The organism is Janthinobacterium psychrotolerans (assembly GCF_001677885.1).
GTDB classification, from domain to species: domain Bacteria; phylum Pseudomonadota; class Gammaproteobacteria; order Burkholderiales; family Burkholderiaceae_D; genus Janthinobacterium; species Janthinobacterium psychrotolerans.
Genome location: NZ_LOCQ01000050.1, coordinates 97,597 through 113,194, shown reverse-complemented (window position 1 = coordinate 113,194; position 15,598 = coordinate 97,597). Strand labels below are relative to the sequence as shown.

The window sequence follows — 15,598 nt, the reverse complement described above, 5'->3', positions numbered from 1 at the left end:
ACATGCTCACCTTGGGCGGTGACACGGATTGTAACGCCAGCATGCGGCGTGCCTGAAAATGATATATGATGGTTGTCATGCAGAATAAATCATCCAGACGCCCGGCCACCAGCCGCAAGGAAGCCACCCACGAACGCATCGTCGAGGTGGCCTCGCGCGCGATCCGTCGCAGCGGCTACGGCGGCACCGGCGTGGCCGACATCATGAAGGAAGCGGGCCTGACGCACGGCGGCTTCTACGCGCATTTTGCCTCGCGTGATGCCTTGCTGGCCGAGGCCGGCGACCGCGCCGGCGCCGAGTCGGTGGCGCTGGCCTCGCGCGTGGCCGCCGCCGCGCCGCCGGGGCGGTCGGTGCAGGCAATCATGAAGGCGTATTTGTCGCCGGAGCATATCGCCGCCGTCGAGACCGGCTGCCCGGTCTCGGCGCTGGCCTGCGAGATGCCGCGCCAGGCGCCCGAAGTGCGCCATGCCGCCACCTTGCATATCAAGGAAATGATCGACCTGCTGGCGCGCCAGATGCCGGACTGGGGCGATGCACGCGCCCACGAGGAAGCGATGGCCCTGCTGTGCGCGCTGATCGGCACCACCATGCTGGCGCGCGCGGTGGACGATCCCAAGCTGTCGGCCGCCCTGTGCGCCGCCACCATGAAACAATTTTCACCGGGTGCCGGGTAATCGGCGCTTTTTTTTGCACAATAATATGATGATCGTCATATTAAATCACCCTGTGGCGCATGAGGCGCCACTCACCATGAAGGAAACAGACATGTCCAACATTACTCCCAATACCGCTGTCATCACCGGCGCCTCGTCGGGCATCGGCGCCGTCTACGCCGACCGTCTGGCCCAGCGCGGCCATGACCTGATCCTGGTCGCGCGCCGCGCCGATCGCCTGCAGTCGCTGGCCAACACCATTTCTGCCAAGCACGGCGTACGGGTCGAGACGCTGGTCGCCGACCTGGCCACTGCGGCGGGGCAGGACAGCGTGGCGCAATTGCTGGCCAGCGATCCGGCCATCAGCGTGCTGGTCAATAACGCGGGGACTGCACGCCTGGCGCCGGTTGCCGCCAGCACCGAGCAGGACCTGGCATCCCAACTGGCGCTGAACATCACGGCGCTGACCCGCCTCACGCATGCGGCCCTGCCTGGTTTCAAGGAGCGCAAGCAGGGCACCATCATCAATATCGCGTCCGTGCTGGGCCTGCACACCTTGCCGATCAGCGCCGTCTACAGCGGTACCAAATCCTACGTGGTGGCCTTTACGCGCGGTCTGGAGCAGGAACTGGCAGGCTCGGGCGTGAAAGTCCAGGCGGTATTGCCGGCCGCCACCGCCACCGAACTGTGGGATGCGTCCGGCGTACCGCTGGCGGCGCTGGCGCCCGAAACCGTGATGGCGGCCGACGCCATGGTCGACGCAGCCCTGTTCGGCCTCGACCAGGGTGAAAGCCTGACCTTGCCATCGGTGGCCGATAGCGGCCTGATCGAGCGCCACGAGCAGGCCCGCGTGGCCCTGTTCGCCGCCGCGCAAACCGGCAAGGTCGCACCGCGTTTGCAACAGGCTTGACCCGCTACTGCGCGACCCGCAGCAGGACGTCGGCGTGGTGGTGGCCGGTAAAACCGGAAAACATCGTGCCGTGCAACTTGACCTGCTGGCCCAGTTGCGGCCTCAGCGTGGCGTATTGCGCCGGCGTCAGCACCAGCTGGACTTCGCGTACAGCCTTGTGCGGCTCACGCTCGGCGTCGCCATTGCCCTGTGTGCAGATGGCTTGCTTGAGCGTCAGGTAAAAACCGGTTTCAGCTTCGTCACCGTCGGCGATACTTTCAAAGTTCGGGCGGCCAGGAAACGTGGCCCGGTGCAAGGTGCCGCTCAGGGCGACGGTATCGGGTTCATATTTCAGGCAATCGGCGGCATGGGCCGCCGGGCAAAACAGACTGAAGAACAGCAGGTGCAACAGCTTCGGGCGGATGGTCATGATGGGATTCCAGTAGGCGCTGGACGTATGTTAGCGGGGTTGTTGACGCGCGCAAGGCAATTTGCTGGACATTGCTTGTCTGTAATGATGTGGAAGCACGTTCGGACGGGAACCGTGCGGGTAATCTGGTCGGGGTGAGAGGATTCGAACCTCCGGCCTCTGCGTCCCGAACGCAGCGCTCTACCAGGCTGAGCCACACCCCGCCGACTGCTATTGGATTACAGCAGATGGCGGGGCGGGTTTCAAGCGGCTGTGTCAAAGGCAGGCGTCGTTTATTTTTTCTCCTGCTGCGCCTTTTTTATTTCCGCTTCCGTCACCTTTTTCGCCGGCGCATTGGTGGCCGGCGACCTGGCCGACTTGCGCGCGGCTTTGGCTTCCGCCATCACGGCGCCGCAGTCGGTGTCGGGGGCGCGGTCGACGTTGATCAGGGGCAGGATGGCGGCGACCGGGGCGACCACGGTGGCCAGGGCCACGGCGGCGCCCGCTTTCAGGGCCAGCGGGCCTTTTTGCGGACCGATTTTCGGGTCCTTGAAGGTGCCTTGCGCATACAGCGGCGTGCGCAGCGAGAACACGCGGGCGCCCTTGGTTTTCGGGCGGATGTCGAGGTCCAGCGTTTCGCTGGCCAGGCTGACGTTGCCCGTCACGTTGACGACGGCGTTGTCGGTGTCGAGCACGAAGCGGCGCACATCGGCCACGCCGTTCCTGACATTGAAATCGCTGGCCAGGCAGTTCAGCTGCACCTGCTTGTCGCCAAACACTTTCACGAACACGGCGTTGGCCAGGTTCAGGCCGGCCAGTTCCAGGATGAACTGGCTGACCGTGCCTTCGCTGACGGTGGCCGCCAGTTCGCCGTTGGCGCTGGCCAGCATCGACGACACCGAATTGCCGTGGCCGGTCAGGGCCGCGTCGGCATAGACTTCGCCGAAGCTGGCCTGCATCGACTGCAGTTTCGGGAACAGCTCGCGTATCTTCAGATGGCGCGCCGCCACCTTGGCTTGCGCGGCAATGGTTTTCTGGCGGCCGTCGAGCGTGATGTTGGACGTGATGTCGCCGCCGGCCATGCCGAAGTTCAATGGCGTCAGGCTCAGCACCTTATCTTTCATCTGGATGTGGGCGACGATATCGTTAAACGGAATATCGTGCGTGCGCACCAGTTTTTTGCCTGTAAATTTCACATCAGCATCGAGGGCATCCCACTTGGCGGTGTTGAACTGTTCCACCGGCAGGGCCTTGTCGGCCGGCTGGTTGGCGGCCTTGCCACGCGATTTTTTGCTGGCGTTGCTTTCGGCGCCGATGGTCGGACCCAGGTCTTCCAGGCGCAGCTGCTGCGAGACCAGTTCGCCGCGCAGCAGTGCGCGCGGTTTGCGCGGCAGGTAGTGCAGGGTGCCCGCGAGGTCGCTCTGGCCGACCTTGCCCTTGAATTTTTCATAGGTCCAGTTCCAGGTGTCGCCATCCTTCTTGCCCAGCAGGCGGCCCCTGGTGGCGTATTCCGGGGTTTCCGGCAGCAGCACGCCGGTCAGCGGATACAGGTCGGCCATGCTGGCGCCGGCCAGGCTCAGCTGCAAGTCGATGCCGGACAGCGAGCGCGGGTCGGTCAGGGTGCCGTTGACGCTGGCCTTGTTCTTGCCCAGCACGGCATTGGCCTGGATCGGATAGACGGTATGGTCGCCGGTCAGCGACAGTACGGCGCCGGCCTTGCCGCCACCGGTGACGGGCGCTTTGCGGTAGGTGCCGCCGAGGGTAAAGGCGATGCCGTATTTTTCGACCTTGTCACCCGCCGGCGCGTCATTGGGCGTGGCGTCGGGTGCGGTCGAGCTGACCTTGGCGTTCAGGTCCAGGGCGATGGCCTGGTCCAGGTAGCGGATGGTGCCGGCGGCAAAGGCCATGCGCTGGATTTCCACGTCCCATGCCGAAGGGCCGTTATCCTTCAGGGTCCAGCTGTTGCTGCCGTCGGCGCGGCGCTGCAGGGCGATTTGCGGCGCGTCCAGCGCCAGGTCGGTCAGCACCACGCGGTGGCTGAGCAAGGGCAGCAGATGGGTCGACACCACGATGCGCTGCGCGCTGGCCATCTGCTTGCCGGCCGTGGCCCAGTCTGGATTGCTGATCCGCACATCGTTGGCGGTGATGGTCGGACGCGGCACATAGCGGCGCCAGCCGGCTTCGGTCTTGAGTCCCTGGTGGAATTTGACTTGCAGGTCGCCGCCGATGACGAACTCGCGGCCCGTGCTTTCCGACACCTGGCGGTTGATATAGGGACGGGCGCGGTTCCAGTCGAAGGTCATGATGAAAATGATGACCAGAAGAATCAGCACCAACATGCTGGCCAGCGTCCAGCCGACTATTTTCAATGGTTTTGCGCGTGCCATAACAGATCCCGATTCTCATGATGTTTAAATCAATGTAGGGAAAGTGTTCCTTGCTGTCGGTTCGCTGGCATACTTAAGCGGCCAGCCCGTAAGCCAGGCTGGCATGAAAAACGGCGCCCTCGGCGCCGTTGTCAGGATGGCTGTGCAGCCGCGATCAGTGGTTGCGGGCCACGGCAAACGAGCACAGTTGCAGCATCGACTGTTTATAGACGCTGTCGGGCCAGCCGGCGATGGCGTCGGCCGCGCGCTGGGCGGCGATCTCCGCCTGCTGGCGTGTATAGTCGAGCGCGCCACTGCTGGTGACAGCAGCCAGGATGGCGTCGAAATGCTGTTCGTCGCCCTGCTCGATGCAGCTGCGCACCAGTTCACGCTGTTCCGGCGTGCCGTTTTCCATCAGGTAGATCAGCGGCAGGGTCGGTTTGCCTTCGCGCAAGTCGTCGCCCACGTTCTTGCCGATTTCGGCGGCGTCGCCCGCATAGTCGAGTACGTCATCGATCAGCTGGAAGGCGGTGCCCAGCGAGCGGCCGTATTCGGCGGCCGCTTCGATATCGGCTTCGCTGGCGCCGGCGATCAGGGCGCCCAGTTGCGCCGAGGCTTCGAACAATTTGGCCGTCTTCGAGCGGATCACGGTCAGGTAGCTTTCCTGCGTGACGTCCGGGTCGTGCATATTGAGCAGTTGCAGCACTTCGCCTTCGGCGATCACGTTGGTGGCGTCCGACAGGATCTGCATCACGCGCATATTGTCCAGCGCCACCATCAACTGGAACGAGCGCGAGTGCAGGAAGTCGCCGACCAGCACCGAGGCCGCATTGCCGAACAGGGCATTGGCCGTCTGGCGGCCGCGGCGCATCGATGACTCATCGACCACGTCGTCGTGCAGCAGGGTGGCGGTATGGATGAATTCGACCACCGCCGCCAGTTCGTGGTGCGCCGTGCCGCGGTAGGCATGGGCATTGGCGACCAGCAGGATCAACACGGGACGGATGCGTTTGCCGCCTGCGCTGATGATGTATTCGGCGATCTGGTTGATCAGAATGACATCGGAATGCAATTTTTGGCGGATCACCGTGTTGACTGCGTCCATATCGGCGGCAATCGTTTCCACGATGGTGTTTTGGTTAACGTGTTTGTGAGCGTCAGACAAGGCGAACCTGCAATAGATTGTGGGTGCGGCGATTATACGACATGGCTTGCTGCCGCGTGCCGTTTGACTATGGCTACAGAACAATCATTGATTTTCCGATCATGGCCGCGTGAGCCTGACATCGTATCCGGGTTGTCGACATACCACGATCATCAAGCTTTGTGCATAGTTTTTGACGCGATTTCGCAGTCCGTGTATAATCGCTGGTTCTCCCTGTTGTGCACGGCTTGCTTTTCATGGCAGTGGGACAAATTCTTTCAACATTTGATGAGGTTTCAAATCATGTACGCGGTCATAAAAACCGGTGGCAAACAATACAAAGTTGTCGCTGGCGAAAAACTTAAAGTAGAACAGATACCGGCAGACATTGGTTCCGAACTCACCATCGATCAAGTTCTCGCAGTAGGCGCGGGCGACACCATTAAATTTGGTGCGCCATTGGTCGAAGGTGCAACGGTACTGGTTACGGTTGTGGCGCATGGTCGCCATGATAAGGTCAAAATTTTCAAGATGCGTCGTCGTAAGCACTACCAGAAGCATCAAGGCCATCGCCAGAATTTTACCGAAATCCAAATCGTTTCGATCAACGGCTAATCGCCGCTGTTTGACGCAGTTTGTCTACATAATCAGCTATCAAGGAGTCTTAAATGGCACACAAAAAAGGCGGCGGCACAACGCGAAATGGCCGTGATTCAGAATCAAAACGTCTGGGCGTCAAAGTCTACGGCGGTCAAGCCATCAATGCCGGCGGCATCATCATTCGTCAGCGCGGCACCCCGGTGCGCGCTGGTGAAGGCGTAGGCATGGGCAAGGACCACACTCTGTTCGCGCTGATCGCTGGCAAAGTGAAGTTCGTTGTCAAAGGTGCTGGCTCGAAGCAGTTCGTCACCGTTGTAGCAAACGAAGCAGTACCAGCGTAATTCCAGCCGGAGCGATAATCCGCTCCGCTGCAATCGCATGATGTAAGGCGCAAGCCTTCAATCGAAAGGCTCTGCCCAAGGTAGAGCCTTTTTAGTTTTATGGCGGCAAAATTATGAAGTTTATCGACGAAGCAAAAATCGAAGTCATCGCGGGCGATGGCGGCAACGGCTGTGCCTCTTTCTGCCGTGAAAAATTCCGACCTTTTGGCGGTCCCGATGGCGGCGATGGCGGAAAGGGCGGCACCATCTGGGCAGTCGCCGACCGCAATATCAATACGCTCGTCGATTTCCGTTTTTCCAAAATGCACAAGGCCAAGAATGGCGAGCCTGGCCGCGGCGCCGACTGCTACGGCAAGGGCGCTGACGATATTCACCTGCGCATGCCGGTCGGCACACTGATCGTCGACCATGCCAGCGGTGAAATCCTGGCCGACTTGACCGAACACGGCCAGATCGAAATGCTGGCCAAGGGCGGCGAAGGCGGCTGGGGTAATATCCACTTCAAGTCCTCGACCAACCGCGCCCCGCGCCAGAAGGGCGAAGGCAAGGAAGGTGAACGCCGCGAACTGCGGCTGGAACTGAAAGTGCTGGCCGACGTGGGCCTGCTGGGCATGCCGAACGCCGGCAAGTCGACCTTCATTTCGGCCGTCTCGAATGCGCGCCCGAAAATTGCCGATTACCCATTTACCACCCTGCACCCGAACCTGGGCGTGGTGCGCGTGTCGCACGAGAAGAGCTTTGTGATCGCCGATATTCCAGGCTTGATCGAAGGCGCTTCCGAAGGCGCCGGCCTGGGCCACCAATTCCTGCGTCACTTGCAGCGCACCGGCCTGCTGCTGCACATCGTCGACCTGGCGCCGTTCGAAACCAACGTCGATCCTGTCAAGGAAGCCAAGGCGCTGGTCAAGGAACTGAAAAAATATGACGAGTCGCTGGTCGACAAGCCGCGCTGGCTGGTCTTGAACAAGCTTGACATGGTGCCGGAAGAAGACCGCAAAAAGCTGGTCAAGGACTTCCTCAAGCGTTTCGCCTGGAAAGGTCCCGTGTTCGAGATCTCCGCGCTGAACCACCAGGGTTGCCCGGAACTGGTCAACGCCATCTATCAGCATCTGGAAGAGAAGAAACACAGCGAAAGCCGCGCCGAAGAAACGCAGATGACCGAAGAAGCACGCGGCATCTCGTCGATCGATCCGGACGATCCGCGTTTCAAGATCCTGGACTGAGTTTGTCAACGGTACAGGCCGGCGCTGCCGCATCCCTGCGCAAGCAGGGATGGCAGCGCCGTGTATTGCACTTGATTACCACCGCCTACGGGCTGGGCGCTTTTGCCTGCCTGTTGTTCGCCGATGAGATGGCGGCCGGCATGGGCATCTTTCTCAATGGCGTGAACGGCTACAGCCAGTTCTACGCCACGCATGTCGGCCTCTGGGGCGCTACCGCACTCCTGGCGCTGTTCGCGGCACGGCAGGGCGAAACGCCCATCCTCGGCGATATCACTGCAATATTGGTCCTGGCGCAGCCCGCCGGCCGCTTGTTCGCGGCCATCAGCTTCGGCTTGCCCCAGGGTTTGGTGTTGTACATGTGCGCGATGGAACTGGCGGCGGGGCTGGCTTTGCTGCTGCTGCGACCTGCGCGCTGAACCATAAGAGCCTCCATGGATTCCGTGATTCAAAAAGCTACCCGCATCATCATCAAAGTCGGCTCCTCGCTGGTGACCAACGACGGCCGTGGCCTCGACCACGCCGCCATCGCGCGCTGGGCCGCGCAGATCGCCGGCTTGCGCGCCCTGGGCAAGGAAGTCGTGCTGGTCAGTTCCGGTGCCATCGCCGAAGGCATGCTGCGCCTCGGTTTCGAGCGCCGCCCCACCGATATCCACGAATTGCAGGCCTGCGCCGCCGTCGGCCAGATGGGCCTGGCGCAAATCTACGAAAGCAGTTTCCGCGCGCACAGCCTGGGCACGGCGCAAGTGCTGCTGACGCACGCCGACCTGGCCGACCGCGAACGCTACCTCAACGCGCGCTCCACCCTGACCACCTTGCTGCGCCTGGGCGTGGTGCCGATCATCAATGAAAACGACACGGTGGTGACCGACGAAATCAAGTTCGGCGACAACGACACCCTCGGGGCGCTGGTGGCCAACCTGATCGAAGCCGACGCGCTGGTGATACTGACGGACCAGCACGGCCTGTTCTCGGCCGATCCGCGCAAGGACCCGAACGCTTACCTGATCACCCGGGGCGTGGCGGGCGACCCGGCGCTGGAAGCGATGGCCGGCGGCGCCGGCAGCAGCCTGGGCCGTGGTGGCATGCTGACCAAGATACTGGCCGCCAAGCGCGCCGCCAAGTCGGGTGCCCACACCATCATCGCCTGGGGCCGTGACAGCGACGTGTTGAGCCGCCTGGCGCAAGGCGAAGCGATCGGCACCGAGTTGCGCGCGCAGACCGGGCAATTGACGGCGCGCAAGCAATGGATGGCCGACCATCTGCAGACGGCCGGCGCGGTGGTGCTCGACGCGGGCGCCGTGCAAAAGCTGACCCTGGAAGGCAAGTCGCTGCTGCCGATCGGCGTGGTGGCCGTGCAGGGCGAGTTCGGCCGCGGCGCCGTGATCACCTGCCTGAACGAGACCGGTGTGGCGGTGGCGCGGGGGCTATCGAACTACACCAGCGGCGAAGCGCGCCGCATCATGCGCAAGCCGTCCAATGAGATCGAGGCGATCCTCGGCTTTATCGAAGGCCATGAGCTGATCCATCGCGACAATATGGTGCTGCTGTAACGTACAAGGTGGGCGGCCCTGATGGGCCGCTTCAGGTCGACGCCGGCATGGGCGTTTTTTCCTTGTAATCGCACAAGTCGGCAATCATGCAATTCCAGCATTGCGGCTTGCGCGCCATGCAGGTGTAGCGGCCATGCAGTATCAGCCAGTGATGTGCGTCGAGCAAAAATTCTTTCGGTACGAATTTGAGCAGTTTTTGCTCCACGATCTCGACATTCTTGCCCGGTGCAATGCCGGTGCGGTTCGAGACGCGGAAGATATGCGTGTCGACCGCCATCGTCAGTTCGCCAAAGGCCGTATTCATCACCACATTGGCCGTCTTGCGGCCCACGCCGGGCAGCGCTTCGAGCGAGGCACGGTCGCGCGGCACTTCGCCGCCATGCTGGCCGAGCAGGATCTGGCAGGTGGCGATGACGTTTTTTGCCTTGGTGCGGAACAGGCCGATGGTGCGGATGTACTGACTCAGTTCATCGACGCCGAGCGCCAGGATCGCGGCCGGCGTATTGGCGACCGGATACAGGATGCGGGTGGCCTTGTTGACCGACACATCGGTTGCCTGCGCCGACAGCAGCACGGCGATCAGCAGTTCGAACGGCGTGGTGTACTCGAGTTCGGTTTTCGGGGAAGGGTTGGCGGCGCGAAAGCGCTTGAAGATTTCCAGGCGTTTGGCGGCATTCATGCGTCTTTTTCCGGCGTGTCGGGGGCGGGTGGGGCGCTGGCGGCCGCGGCCTTGGCGCGCGCGCGTTCCATGGCGGCGGCGATAATGGCGCGCTTGCGTTCTTTTTCGGCCGCTTCAGCCGTGGTGGCGGGTACTTCCTGCTTGAGCTCCTGCATCTTGGAGACCGCCTTGGCGGCCAGGCGCGCATCGTTTTCCTCGGCCTCGCGGCGCAGCCGCGCGGTGCGCAAATCGTGGCGCGCGCGCGCATCGTCGGCCTCAGGCTGGCTCCAGGCGTCCCAGCCGGTCGCCTCGCCGCTGACCGGGTACATGACGATGCAGTCGACCGGGCAGGGCGCCACACACAGGTCGCAGCCGGTACACAGGCTGGCCACCACCGTGTGCATCTGCTTGGCGGCGCCGGTGATGGCGTCGACCGGACAGGCCTGGATGCACAGGGTACAGCCGATGCACAGCGATTCATCGATATAGGCCAGCGAGCGGGGACGCTCGAGGCCGTTCAGCGGATTGAGCGGAATGACCTTTTTCCCCAGCAGGCTGGCCAGGCGTACGATGCCCTGCACGCCACCAGGTGGACACTGGTTGATCTCGGCGCCGCCGTCGGCAATCGCCTGCGCATACGGGCGGCAGCCGTTGTAGCCGCATTTGGTGCACTGCGTTTGCGGCAGCAAGTCTTCGATCTGGTCGGCAAGAGAGGGGGGAGCTGGGTGCGGCACGGCGGTCTTCGATACGGTAAAACCGTATTATCGGCCATCTGGCGTGCGCACAAGTGAAAAACCTGTCCGCCGTAGGGGATAGCCGGCGCTGGCCGTGTCTTGTATTTCCAACAGGAATTAATGACGTTCGATAAACAACTTTAAAAAAGTGGCATTTTATGTAAGGATGGGGTCATGCCGCATCGCCAAAAAACGCCCAGCGTTCCCCTTGCCTTGGCAGTGCCCTGTTACGCACGCCAACAGGAGCGGCACATGCGTTTGCTGAGGGCAGTTGGCTTGTCGCTGCTCACTTTCTGCGCCGTGCCAGCCCTGCAGGCGCAGACGCCGCCGGCCACGCGCGTCGTGCGTTTTGCCACCGATGACTGGCCGCCTTTTGTCTCGCCCAGGCTGCCGGCCGAGGGCATGTCGGCCGCCATGGTCAGCGCCGTCTTCGAACGCATGGGTTATCTGGTCAAATATGAGTACTTTCCCTGGAAGCGGACCATGCAGTTTGGTCTCGGCGACCCCCGCTACGCCGGCTTCATGGCTGTCTGGCGTACGCTGGAACGGGAAAAACTCTGTCATTTTTCTGTCCCGATCGGCAATACCCTGGGTGTGCTGGCGTATCTGAAGGAAGACGGGGCGCCCGGCGCCACCCTGCAGGAGCTGGGCAAGTTGCGTATCGGTACGGTGGCCGGCTATGCGAATGGCGAGCAGTTCGACGCCATGGTGGCCCGCGGCGAGCTCAATACCGAAGAAGGCCTGAACGATGCCACGAATCTCAGGAAACTGCTGATCCGGCGTTATCGCGCGATCGTCATCGAGCGCCATGTGTTGCAGCATTTGCTGATGGGGCCGGGGTTCAGCAAGGCCGAGCGCGAGCGCATCGCTTTCGTCGACACCGCCTTCAAGGAGCGGCCCGTGCATGTGTGCTTCAAGCGCGATGCGGACGGCGCGCTGCAGCAGAAACGCTTTAACGAGGCGGCGCGTGAGATCGACCTGGCCAGGCTGGAGCGCGATTACTGGAAACGCCTGGACCAGCTGCTGGCCGGCGTGCCGGCGGCGCCATGAAAAAACGGCACGCGGGCAAAATGCCGGCGTGCCGTTTTCGAGGAAGTGCGCTGGTCAGGAATGCTTCTGGATGAATTCGCCGATTTTCGGGCAAATGATTTCGCGCCAGCGGCGGCCCGAAAAGATGCCATAGTGGCCGCATTTCGGCGCCACGAAGTCCTGCTGCATGTCGGCCGGAATGCTGCTGCACAGGTCATGTGCGGCCTGCGTCTGGCCGGCGCCGGAAATGTCGTCCAGTTCGCCTTCGACGGTAAACAGCGCCACATTGGTGATGTCTTGCGGACGCACCAGCTGGCCGCCGACTTTCCACGTACCCATCGGCAGGCTGAAGTCCTGGAATACCGTTTTGATCGTTTCCAGGTAGTATTCTGCCGGCATGTCGAGTACCGCGTTGTACTCGTTGTAGAACTGGCGATGGCCTTCCGCCGGCTCATCGTCGCCCGTGACCAGGTGCATGTAGAACTCGCGGTGGCTCTGTGCATGGCGGCCCGGGTTCATGGCGATAAAGCCGGCGTGTTGCAGAAAGCCCGGATAGACCTTGCGGCCAAAGCCCGGGTAGTTCGGCGGCACCGCGTAGATCACGGTGTTTTCAAACCACGAGAATTTCTTTTCCGTCGCCAGGTTGTTGACCTGTGTCGGCGAGCGGCGCGGATCGATGGGGCCGCCCATCATGGTCATGGTTTTCGGCATGTGCGGGTCTTTTGCCGTCGCCATCAGCGAAATGGCGGCCAGCACCGGCACGGTTGGCTGACAGACAGAAATGACATGCAGGTCCGGTGCCAGCAGGCGCATGAATTCCTGCACGTAATAGATGTAGTCGTCGAGGTGGAACGGGCCTTCGCTCAAAGGCACCATGCGCGCGTCGGTCCAGTCGGTGATGTAGACATCATGCTCGGCCAGCAGGCCGCGCACGGTGTCGCGCAGCAGGGTCGAGTGGTGGCCGGACAGCGGGGCAACCAGCAGCACTTTGGGCTGTTGCACACCAGATGTTTCTTTTTTGAAGTGAATCAGGCGACAAAACGGTTTTGTCACGACAACGTGTTCGCGGATGTCGACGCTCTCGCCTTTGACGAGCACGGATTTGATGTCAAATTGGGGTTTTTCGTAGTCTTTGCCAAGGCGGTACATCAGCTCGTAGCCGGCTGCGATGCGTTGCGAAAACGGGGTATGGGCCAGTGGTGAAACCGGGTTGGTAAATAACTTGGAGGACATGTCTGCCCATTGCATCACCGGAGTGAGGAAGGAGCGTTGCAGTTCGTGCAGTTGGTAAAGCATATAGAGTCCTTGTTGAATTCCAAGCGCCAATGCGGCTCAAAGATCATAATCCAATTCTATGACATTTGTTGAGGGCAAAATGTTCTTTAACGCGCGCAGGGCCACACTTTGCGGCTTTCTGTACCCATTCGCACCACATTTTGATGGGTGATACGGCAACCATGTTTTTAAAATAAAAAAGCAGCGTTTCCGCTGCTTTTTTCCGGGGCCCGCCTGCTGCTGTTATTTGATCAGCAGGTGCAGCTTGTCCTTGACGTCTTTCATTTCCTCGGCTTCCGGCAAGGCCGCCTTGGTCTTGGTGATCGAGGGCCAGTTACGGGCCAGGTCGACGTTAATCTTGATAAAGGCCTGCTGGTCGCCCGGCACGTCTTCTTCCGCGAAAATCGCGTTCACCGGGCATTCGGCCACGCACACTGCGCAGTCAATACATTCGTCCGGATCGATCGCCAGGAAATTCGGGCCTTCCCGGAAACAATCTACCGGGCAGACATCGACGCAATCGGTGTAGCGACAGGCGACGCAGGATTCGGTGACAACGTGGGTCATAACAGTCCTATCAAATGGGGAGGTGCTGTAGCGCCTGCAGGAACTTCAACGGCGCGTACTAAAGCAAAGCACCGTATTTTAAGGCAATTCGCTATTTCTCACAAATCCCGCTTATATACAATACGTATAAGCAAATTCATTTTGAGGCGGCGCCGGGCTGCACGTGGCAGGGGGCTTGCACTGCCGCATGAGCGCTGCCGGCGGCGCGGGCAAAAAAACCACAGACAAGGCGCTGTGGCTTTATTCAGATCAAACTTTTCAGCGAAATCAGGCGTTGGCGCGGATTTTCGCCACCAGCTGCTGCCAGCGCGTTGTTTCCTCGCTGCCATCCTCGGCAAACGTGATGGTATGCTGGCTGTCGGGCGACTCGACAGTGATGCGCCATTGCGCAATATCGGCGCCCAGCGCTTCGCTGCCGGCCTGGTCGCTGGCCGGCGGCGCGCTGAAAAAACCGCAGCCGGCCAGCGCCGCTTCCAGCGCCTGGCCTGCGGGATGGGCCCGGGTGTCGATTTCGTAATGTTCGCGCAGGCCGGCAAAGCCGCCGCTGCTGGTGGCGGAAATTTTCATGGAGTGTCCTGTGGGTGGGGGTGGTGTAGCCGTTCAGTCATGGCGCGGCTGGTAATCGCGGCACCAGGCGGCCAGCGCGGCGCGCTCCGCGTCGAAGGCCTGGTCGGCCGCGCTGTACTGGGCGTTGTTCATGGTGCCGCAGCAGGCGCGCCGGTCTTGCGGGACATCGTCCTGGTCCACCGCGCCAGGCGCAAACCCCGGCATGCCATCGCCATCGCCATCGCTTTCGTCGCCATCGCCGAGCGGCGCCCCCAGCACTTCGCGCACCGTAAAGCTGTTGCGGATGAAGTCGAGGTAGGCGTCCTTGCCGTCGCTGTGTGCCAGCGACAGCATGTGCCTGGCCACGTCGGCGTAGGTGGCGGCGCGGGCGGGCGCGGCCAGCAGGGCGCGCAGCACCAGGCCGCACAGGTAGTCGCCGCAGGCCAGCAGCACCGCCGCGTCGTCTTTGATCTGTGGCTGGCGCTCATGGTCGAAGACGTCGGCCAGGATGTCGTAGATGGCACCGGTAAATACCTGCGAGATGGCGTGCACCTCGTTGCCCGCCTGCGACAGCTTGATGTCGTTGTCGGCGTTGCGCAAGCCGTTGGGCCGGCCCAGCGCCAGGCCGAACTGTTCGGCCAGGTCGGCCAGGAAGGTCTTGTCGTGCAGGTCGGCCTTGGTTTGCGTGATCACCGCTTCGACCTGGTCCAGCTGCGACAGCGCCAGGAAGATGGCGGTCAGGTCGCCGAACGACTCGTGCAGGCCACCGGTTTGCGGCGGGTTGCTGTTGAGCAGCCAGTTCGGTTTCAGGCCATCGAGCACGGCGTGCCCTGTTTCATGCGACACGATGTCGAGCGAGCGGCAGGTGTAGACGCGTTCGGTGGCGCCGCTGGGGATGAAATCGCCGAATTTGAGCGCCTGCTCGCGCCGGCTGTAATAGGCGTTCATCACATTGGGCAAGCCGTGCGGGAACACGCGCAGCGGATCGGTATTGCTGGCGCTGTTCCATTGCCAGGGCAGTGGCGCGGCCGTGCCGTCCAACGCCAGTGCGCGCTGGAACATGGTCAGGGTCATGCGCACGATGGCGAAGGTATGCACGGCGTCGAACTGGTCGGTATTGGGCGAGACGATGAAGTCGCCAAAGGCGTTCGGGCTGACCTGGGCGATGCCGGGCTCGCCAAACGTGATGCGCGCGTCGCACGGGCCGTCCAGGATCAGGCCGGGCAGGTAAGCCTTGCGCGTGCCCAGTTCGCTGACCGACGGGTCCTGCTTCCAGACCAGCACGCGCGCGCCGACCGGCAGCGCGGCGCTCTTGCGCACGGCCGCCTCGCTCAAGCGCGGCGGCCCCGGCTGCAGGGTCAGCTGCGCGTGTTTGCGGTGCTGGCGGTAGGGTGCCGACGGCGTCGGCACATAGCCGACCGGCAGTGATACGCATTTGGTCAGCACGGCTTCGACCGGCACGATGACTTTCTGGTCCATGATGGCTCTCCACGGCGGGGACGGCTGGAACTGGAATAGTCGGCCCGGGCGGCGATATGGGGTTTGACCCCGCGCAAACGATGTGAGGGAAGGGGGCGGCTGGTATCATGGCATCCTTGCTACCACCAGTTTTAA

The 15,598-nt window shown here is 62.0% G+C and carries 16 protein-coding genes, 1 tRNA gene and 1 pseudogene; 8 read left to right on the top strand and 10 right to left on the bottom strand.

Annotation, left to right across the window (positions count from 1 at the left end; translation table 11 throughout):
• The first annotated feature begins 65 nt into the window (after nt 1–65).
• Together ASR47_RS08715 and ASR47_RS08710 are read left to right on the top strand one after the other, a co-directional pair.
• Nucleotides 66–674 (top strand): TetR/AcrR family transcriptional regulator, encoded by a 609-nt coding sequence (locus ASR47_RS08715; protein ID WP_065307376.1) that lies wholly within the window; start codon nt 66–68, stop codon nt 672–674.
• Nucleotides 675–765: 91 nt separating this feature from the next.
• Nucleotides 766–1,563: an SDR family NAD(P)-dependent oxidoreductase gene (locus tag ASR47_RS08710; RefSeq protein WP_065307375.1), complete on the top strand. Its 798-nt coding sequence runs from the start codon at nt 766–768 to the stop codon at nt 1,561–1,563.
• 4 nt (nt 1,564–1,567) lie between these two features.
• On the opposite strand, the gene ASR47_RS08705 is transcribed toward ASR47_RS08710, so the two are convergent.
• The 4 genes from ASR47_RS08705 to ispB form a co-directional block, all read right to left on the bottom strand.
• Nucleotides 1,568–1,972, bottom strand: coding sequence for a DUF4431 domain-containing protein (locus tag ASR47_RS08705; protein WP_065307374.1), 405 nt, complete (start codon nt 1,970–1,972; stop codon nt 1,568–1,570).
• A 126-nt stretch (nt 1,973–2,098) separates the two neighbouring features.
• A tRNA-Pro gene (locus tag ASR47_RS08700) sits at nt 2,099–2,175 on the bottom strand.
• A 69-nt stretch (nt 2,176–2,244) separates the two neighbouring features.
• Nucleotides 2,245–4,338: an AsmA family protein gene (locus ASR47_RS08695; protein WP_065307373.1), complete on the bottom strand. Its 2,094-nt coding sequence runs from the start codon at nt 4,336–4,338 to the stop codon at nt 2,245–2,247.
• Between the two features lie 154 nt (nt 4,339–4,492).
• Nucleotides 4,493–5,422, bottom strand: coding sequence for an octaprenyl diphosphate synthase (gene ispB / locus ASR47_RS08690; protein WP_245714298.1), 930 nt, complete (start codon nt 5,420–5,422; stop codon nt 4,493–4,495).
• A gap of 342 nt (nt 5,423–5,764) precedes the next feature.
• Between ispB and rplU the strand changes: the two genes are divergently transcribed.
• The 5 genes from rplU to proB all read left to right on the top strand — a co-directional run bounded on the left by rplU (nt 5,765) and on the right by proB (nt 9,175).
• Nucleotides 5,765–6,076: a 50S ribosomal protein L21 gene (rplU, locus tag ASR47_RS26450; RefSeq protein WP_054268134.1), complete on the top strand. Its 312-nt coding sequence runs from the start codon at nt 5,765–5,767 to the stop codon at nt 6,074–6,076.
• Between the two features lie 53 nt (nt 6,077–6,129).
• Nucleotides 6,130–6,402: a 50S ribosomal protein L27 gene (gene rpmA / locus ASR47_RS26445; RefSeq protein WP_082988821.1), complete on the top strand. Its 273-nt coding sequence runs from the start codon at nt 6,130–6,132 to the stop codon at nt 6,400–6,402.
• Nucleotides 6,403–6,515: 113 nt separating this feature from the next.
• Complete coding sequence (gene obgE / locus ASR47_RS08675) at nt 6,516–7,625, top strand: GTPase ObgE (protein WP_065307369.1); 1,110 nt, start codon at nt 6,516–6,518, stop codon at nt 7,623–7,625.
• 2 nt (nt 7,626–7,627) lie between these two features.
• A complete protein-coding gene (locus ASR47_RS08670; protein WP_065307368.1) occupies nt 7,628–8,041 on the top strand; it encodes a hypothetical protein in 414 nt (137 codons plus the stop codon).
• 15 nt (nt 8,042–8,056) lie between these two features.
• Entirely contained in the window at nt 8,057–9,175 is a 1,119-nt protein-coding gene (gene proB / locus ASR47_RS08665) for a glutamate 5-kinase (protein WP_065307367.1), read from the top strand.
• 31 nt (nt 9,176–9,206) lie between these two features.
• On the opposite strand, the gene nth is transcribed toward proB, so the two are convergent.
• A complete protein-coding gene (nth, locus tag ASR47_RS08660) occupies nt 9,207–9,854 on the bottom strand; it encodes an endonuclease III (protein WP_065307366.1) in 648 nt (215 codons plus the stop codon).
• A pseudogene (rsxB, locus tag ASR47_RS08655) lies at nt 9,851–10,576 on the bottom strand (electron transport complex subunit RsxB); the annotation flags it as partial. The pseudogene rsxB and the gene nth, both read right to left, overlap by 4 nt.
• 243 nt (nt 10,577–10,819) lie before the next feature.
• On the opposite strand from rsxB, the gene ASR47_RS08650 reads away from it, so the two are divergent.
• A complete protein-coding gene (locus ASR47_RS08650) occupies nt 10,820–11,617 on the top strand; it encodes a substrate-binding periplasmic protein (protein WP_082988820.1) in 798 nt (265 codons plus the stop codon).
• Nucleotides 11,618–11,671: 54 nt separating this feature from the next.
• On the opposite strand, the gene ASR47_RS08645 is transcribed toward ASR47_RS08650, so the two are convergent.
• The 4 genes from ASR47_RS08645 to ASR47_RS08630 all read right to left on the bottom strand — a co-directional run bounded on the left by ASR47_RS08645 (nt 11,672) and on the right by ASR47_RS08630 (nt 15,463).
• Entirely contained in the window at nt 11,672–12,892 is a 1,221-nt protein-coding gene (locus tag ASR47_RS08645) for a polyhydroxyalkanoate depolymerase (protein WP_065307364.1), read from the bottom strand.
• Between the two features lie 222 nt (nt 12,893–13,114).
• Nucleotides 13,115–13,438 (bottom strand): ferredoxin FdxA, encoded by a 324-nt coding sequence (fdxA, locus tag ASR47_RS08640; RefSeq protein WP_065307363.1) that lies wholly within the window; start codon nt 13,436–13,438, stop codon nt 13,115–13,117.
• 267 nt (nt 13,439–13,705) lie between these two features.
• The gene (locus tag ASR47_RS08635; RefSeq protein WP_065307362.1) at nt 13,706–14,005 is read right to left on the bottom strand and encodes a protealysin inhibitor emfourin; all 300 of its coding nucleotides are present in this window, start codon (nt 14,003–14,005) and stop codon (nt 13,706–13,708) included.
• A 33-nt stretch (nt 14,006–14,038) separates the two neighbouring features.
• Entirely contained in the window at nt 14,039–15,463 is a 1,425-nt protein-coding gene (locus ASR47_RS08630; protein WP_065307361.1) for a gluzincin family metallopeptidase, read from the bottom strand.
• Between the last annotated feature and the right edge of the window lie 135 nt (nt 15,464–15,598).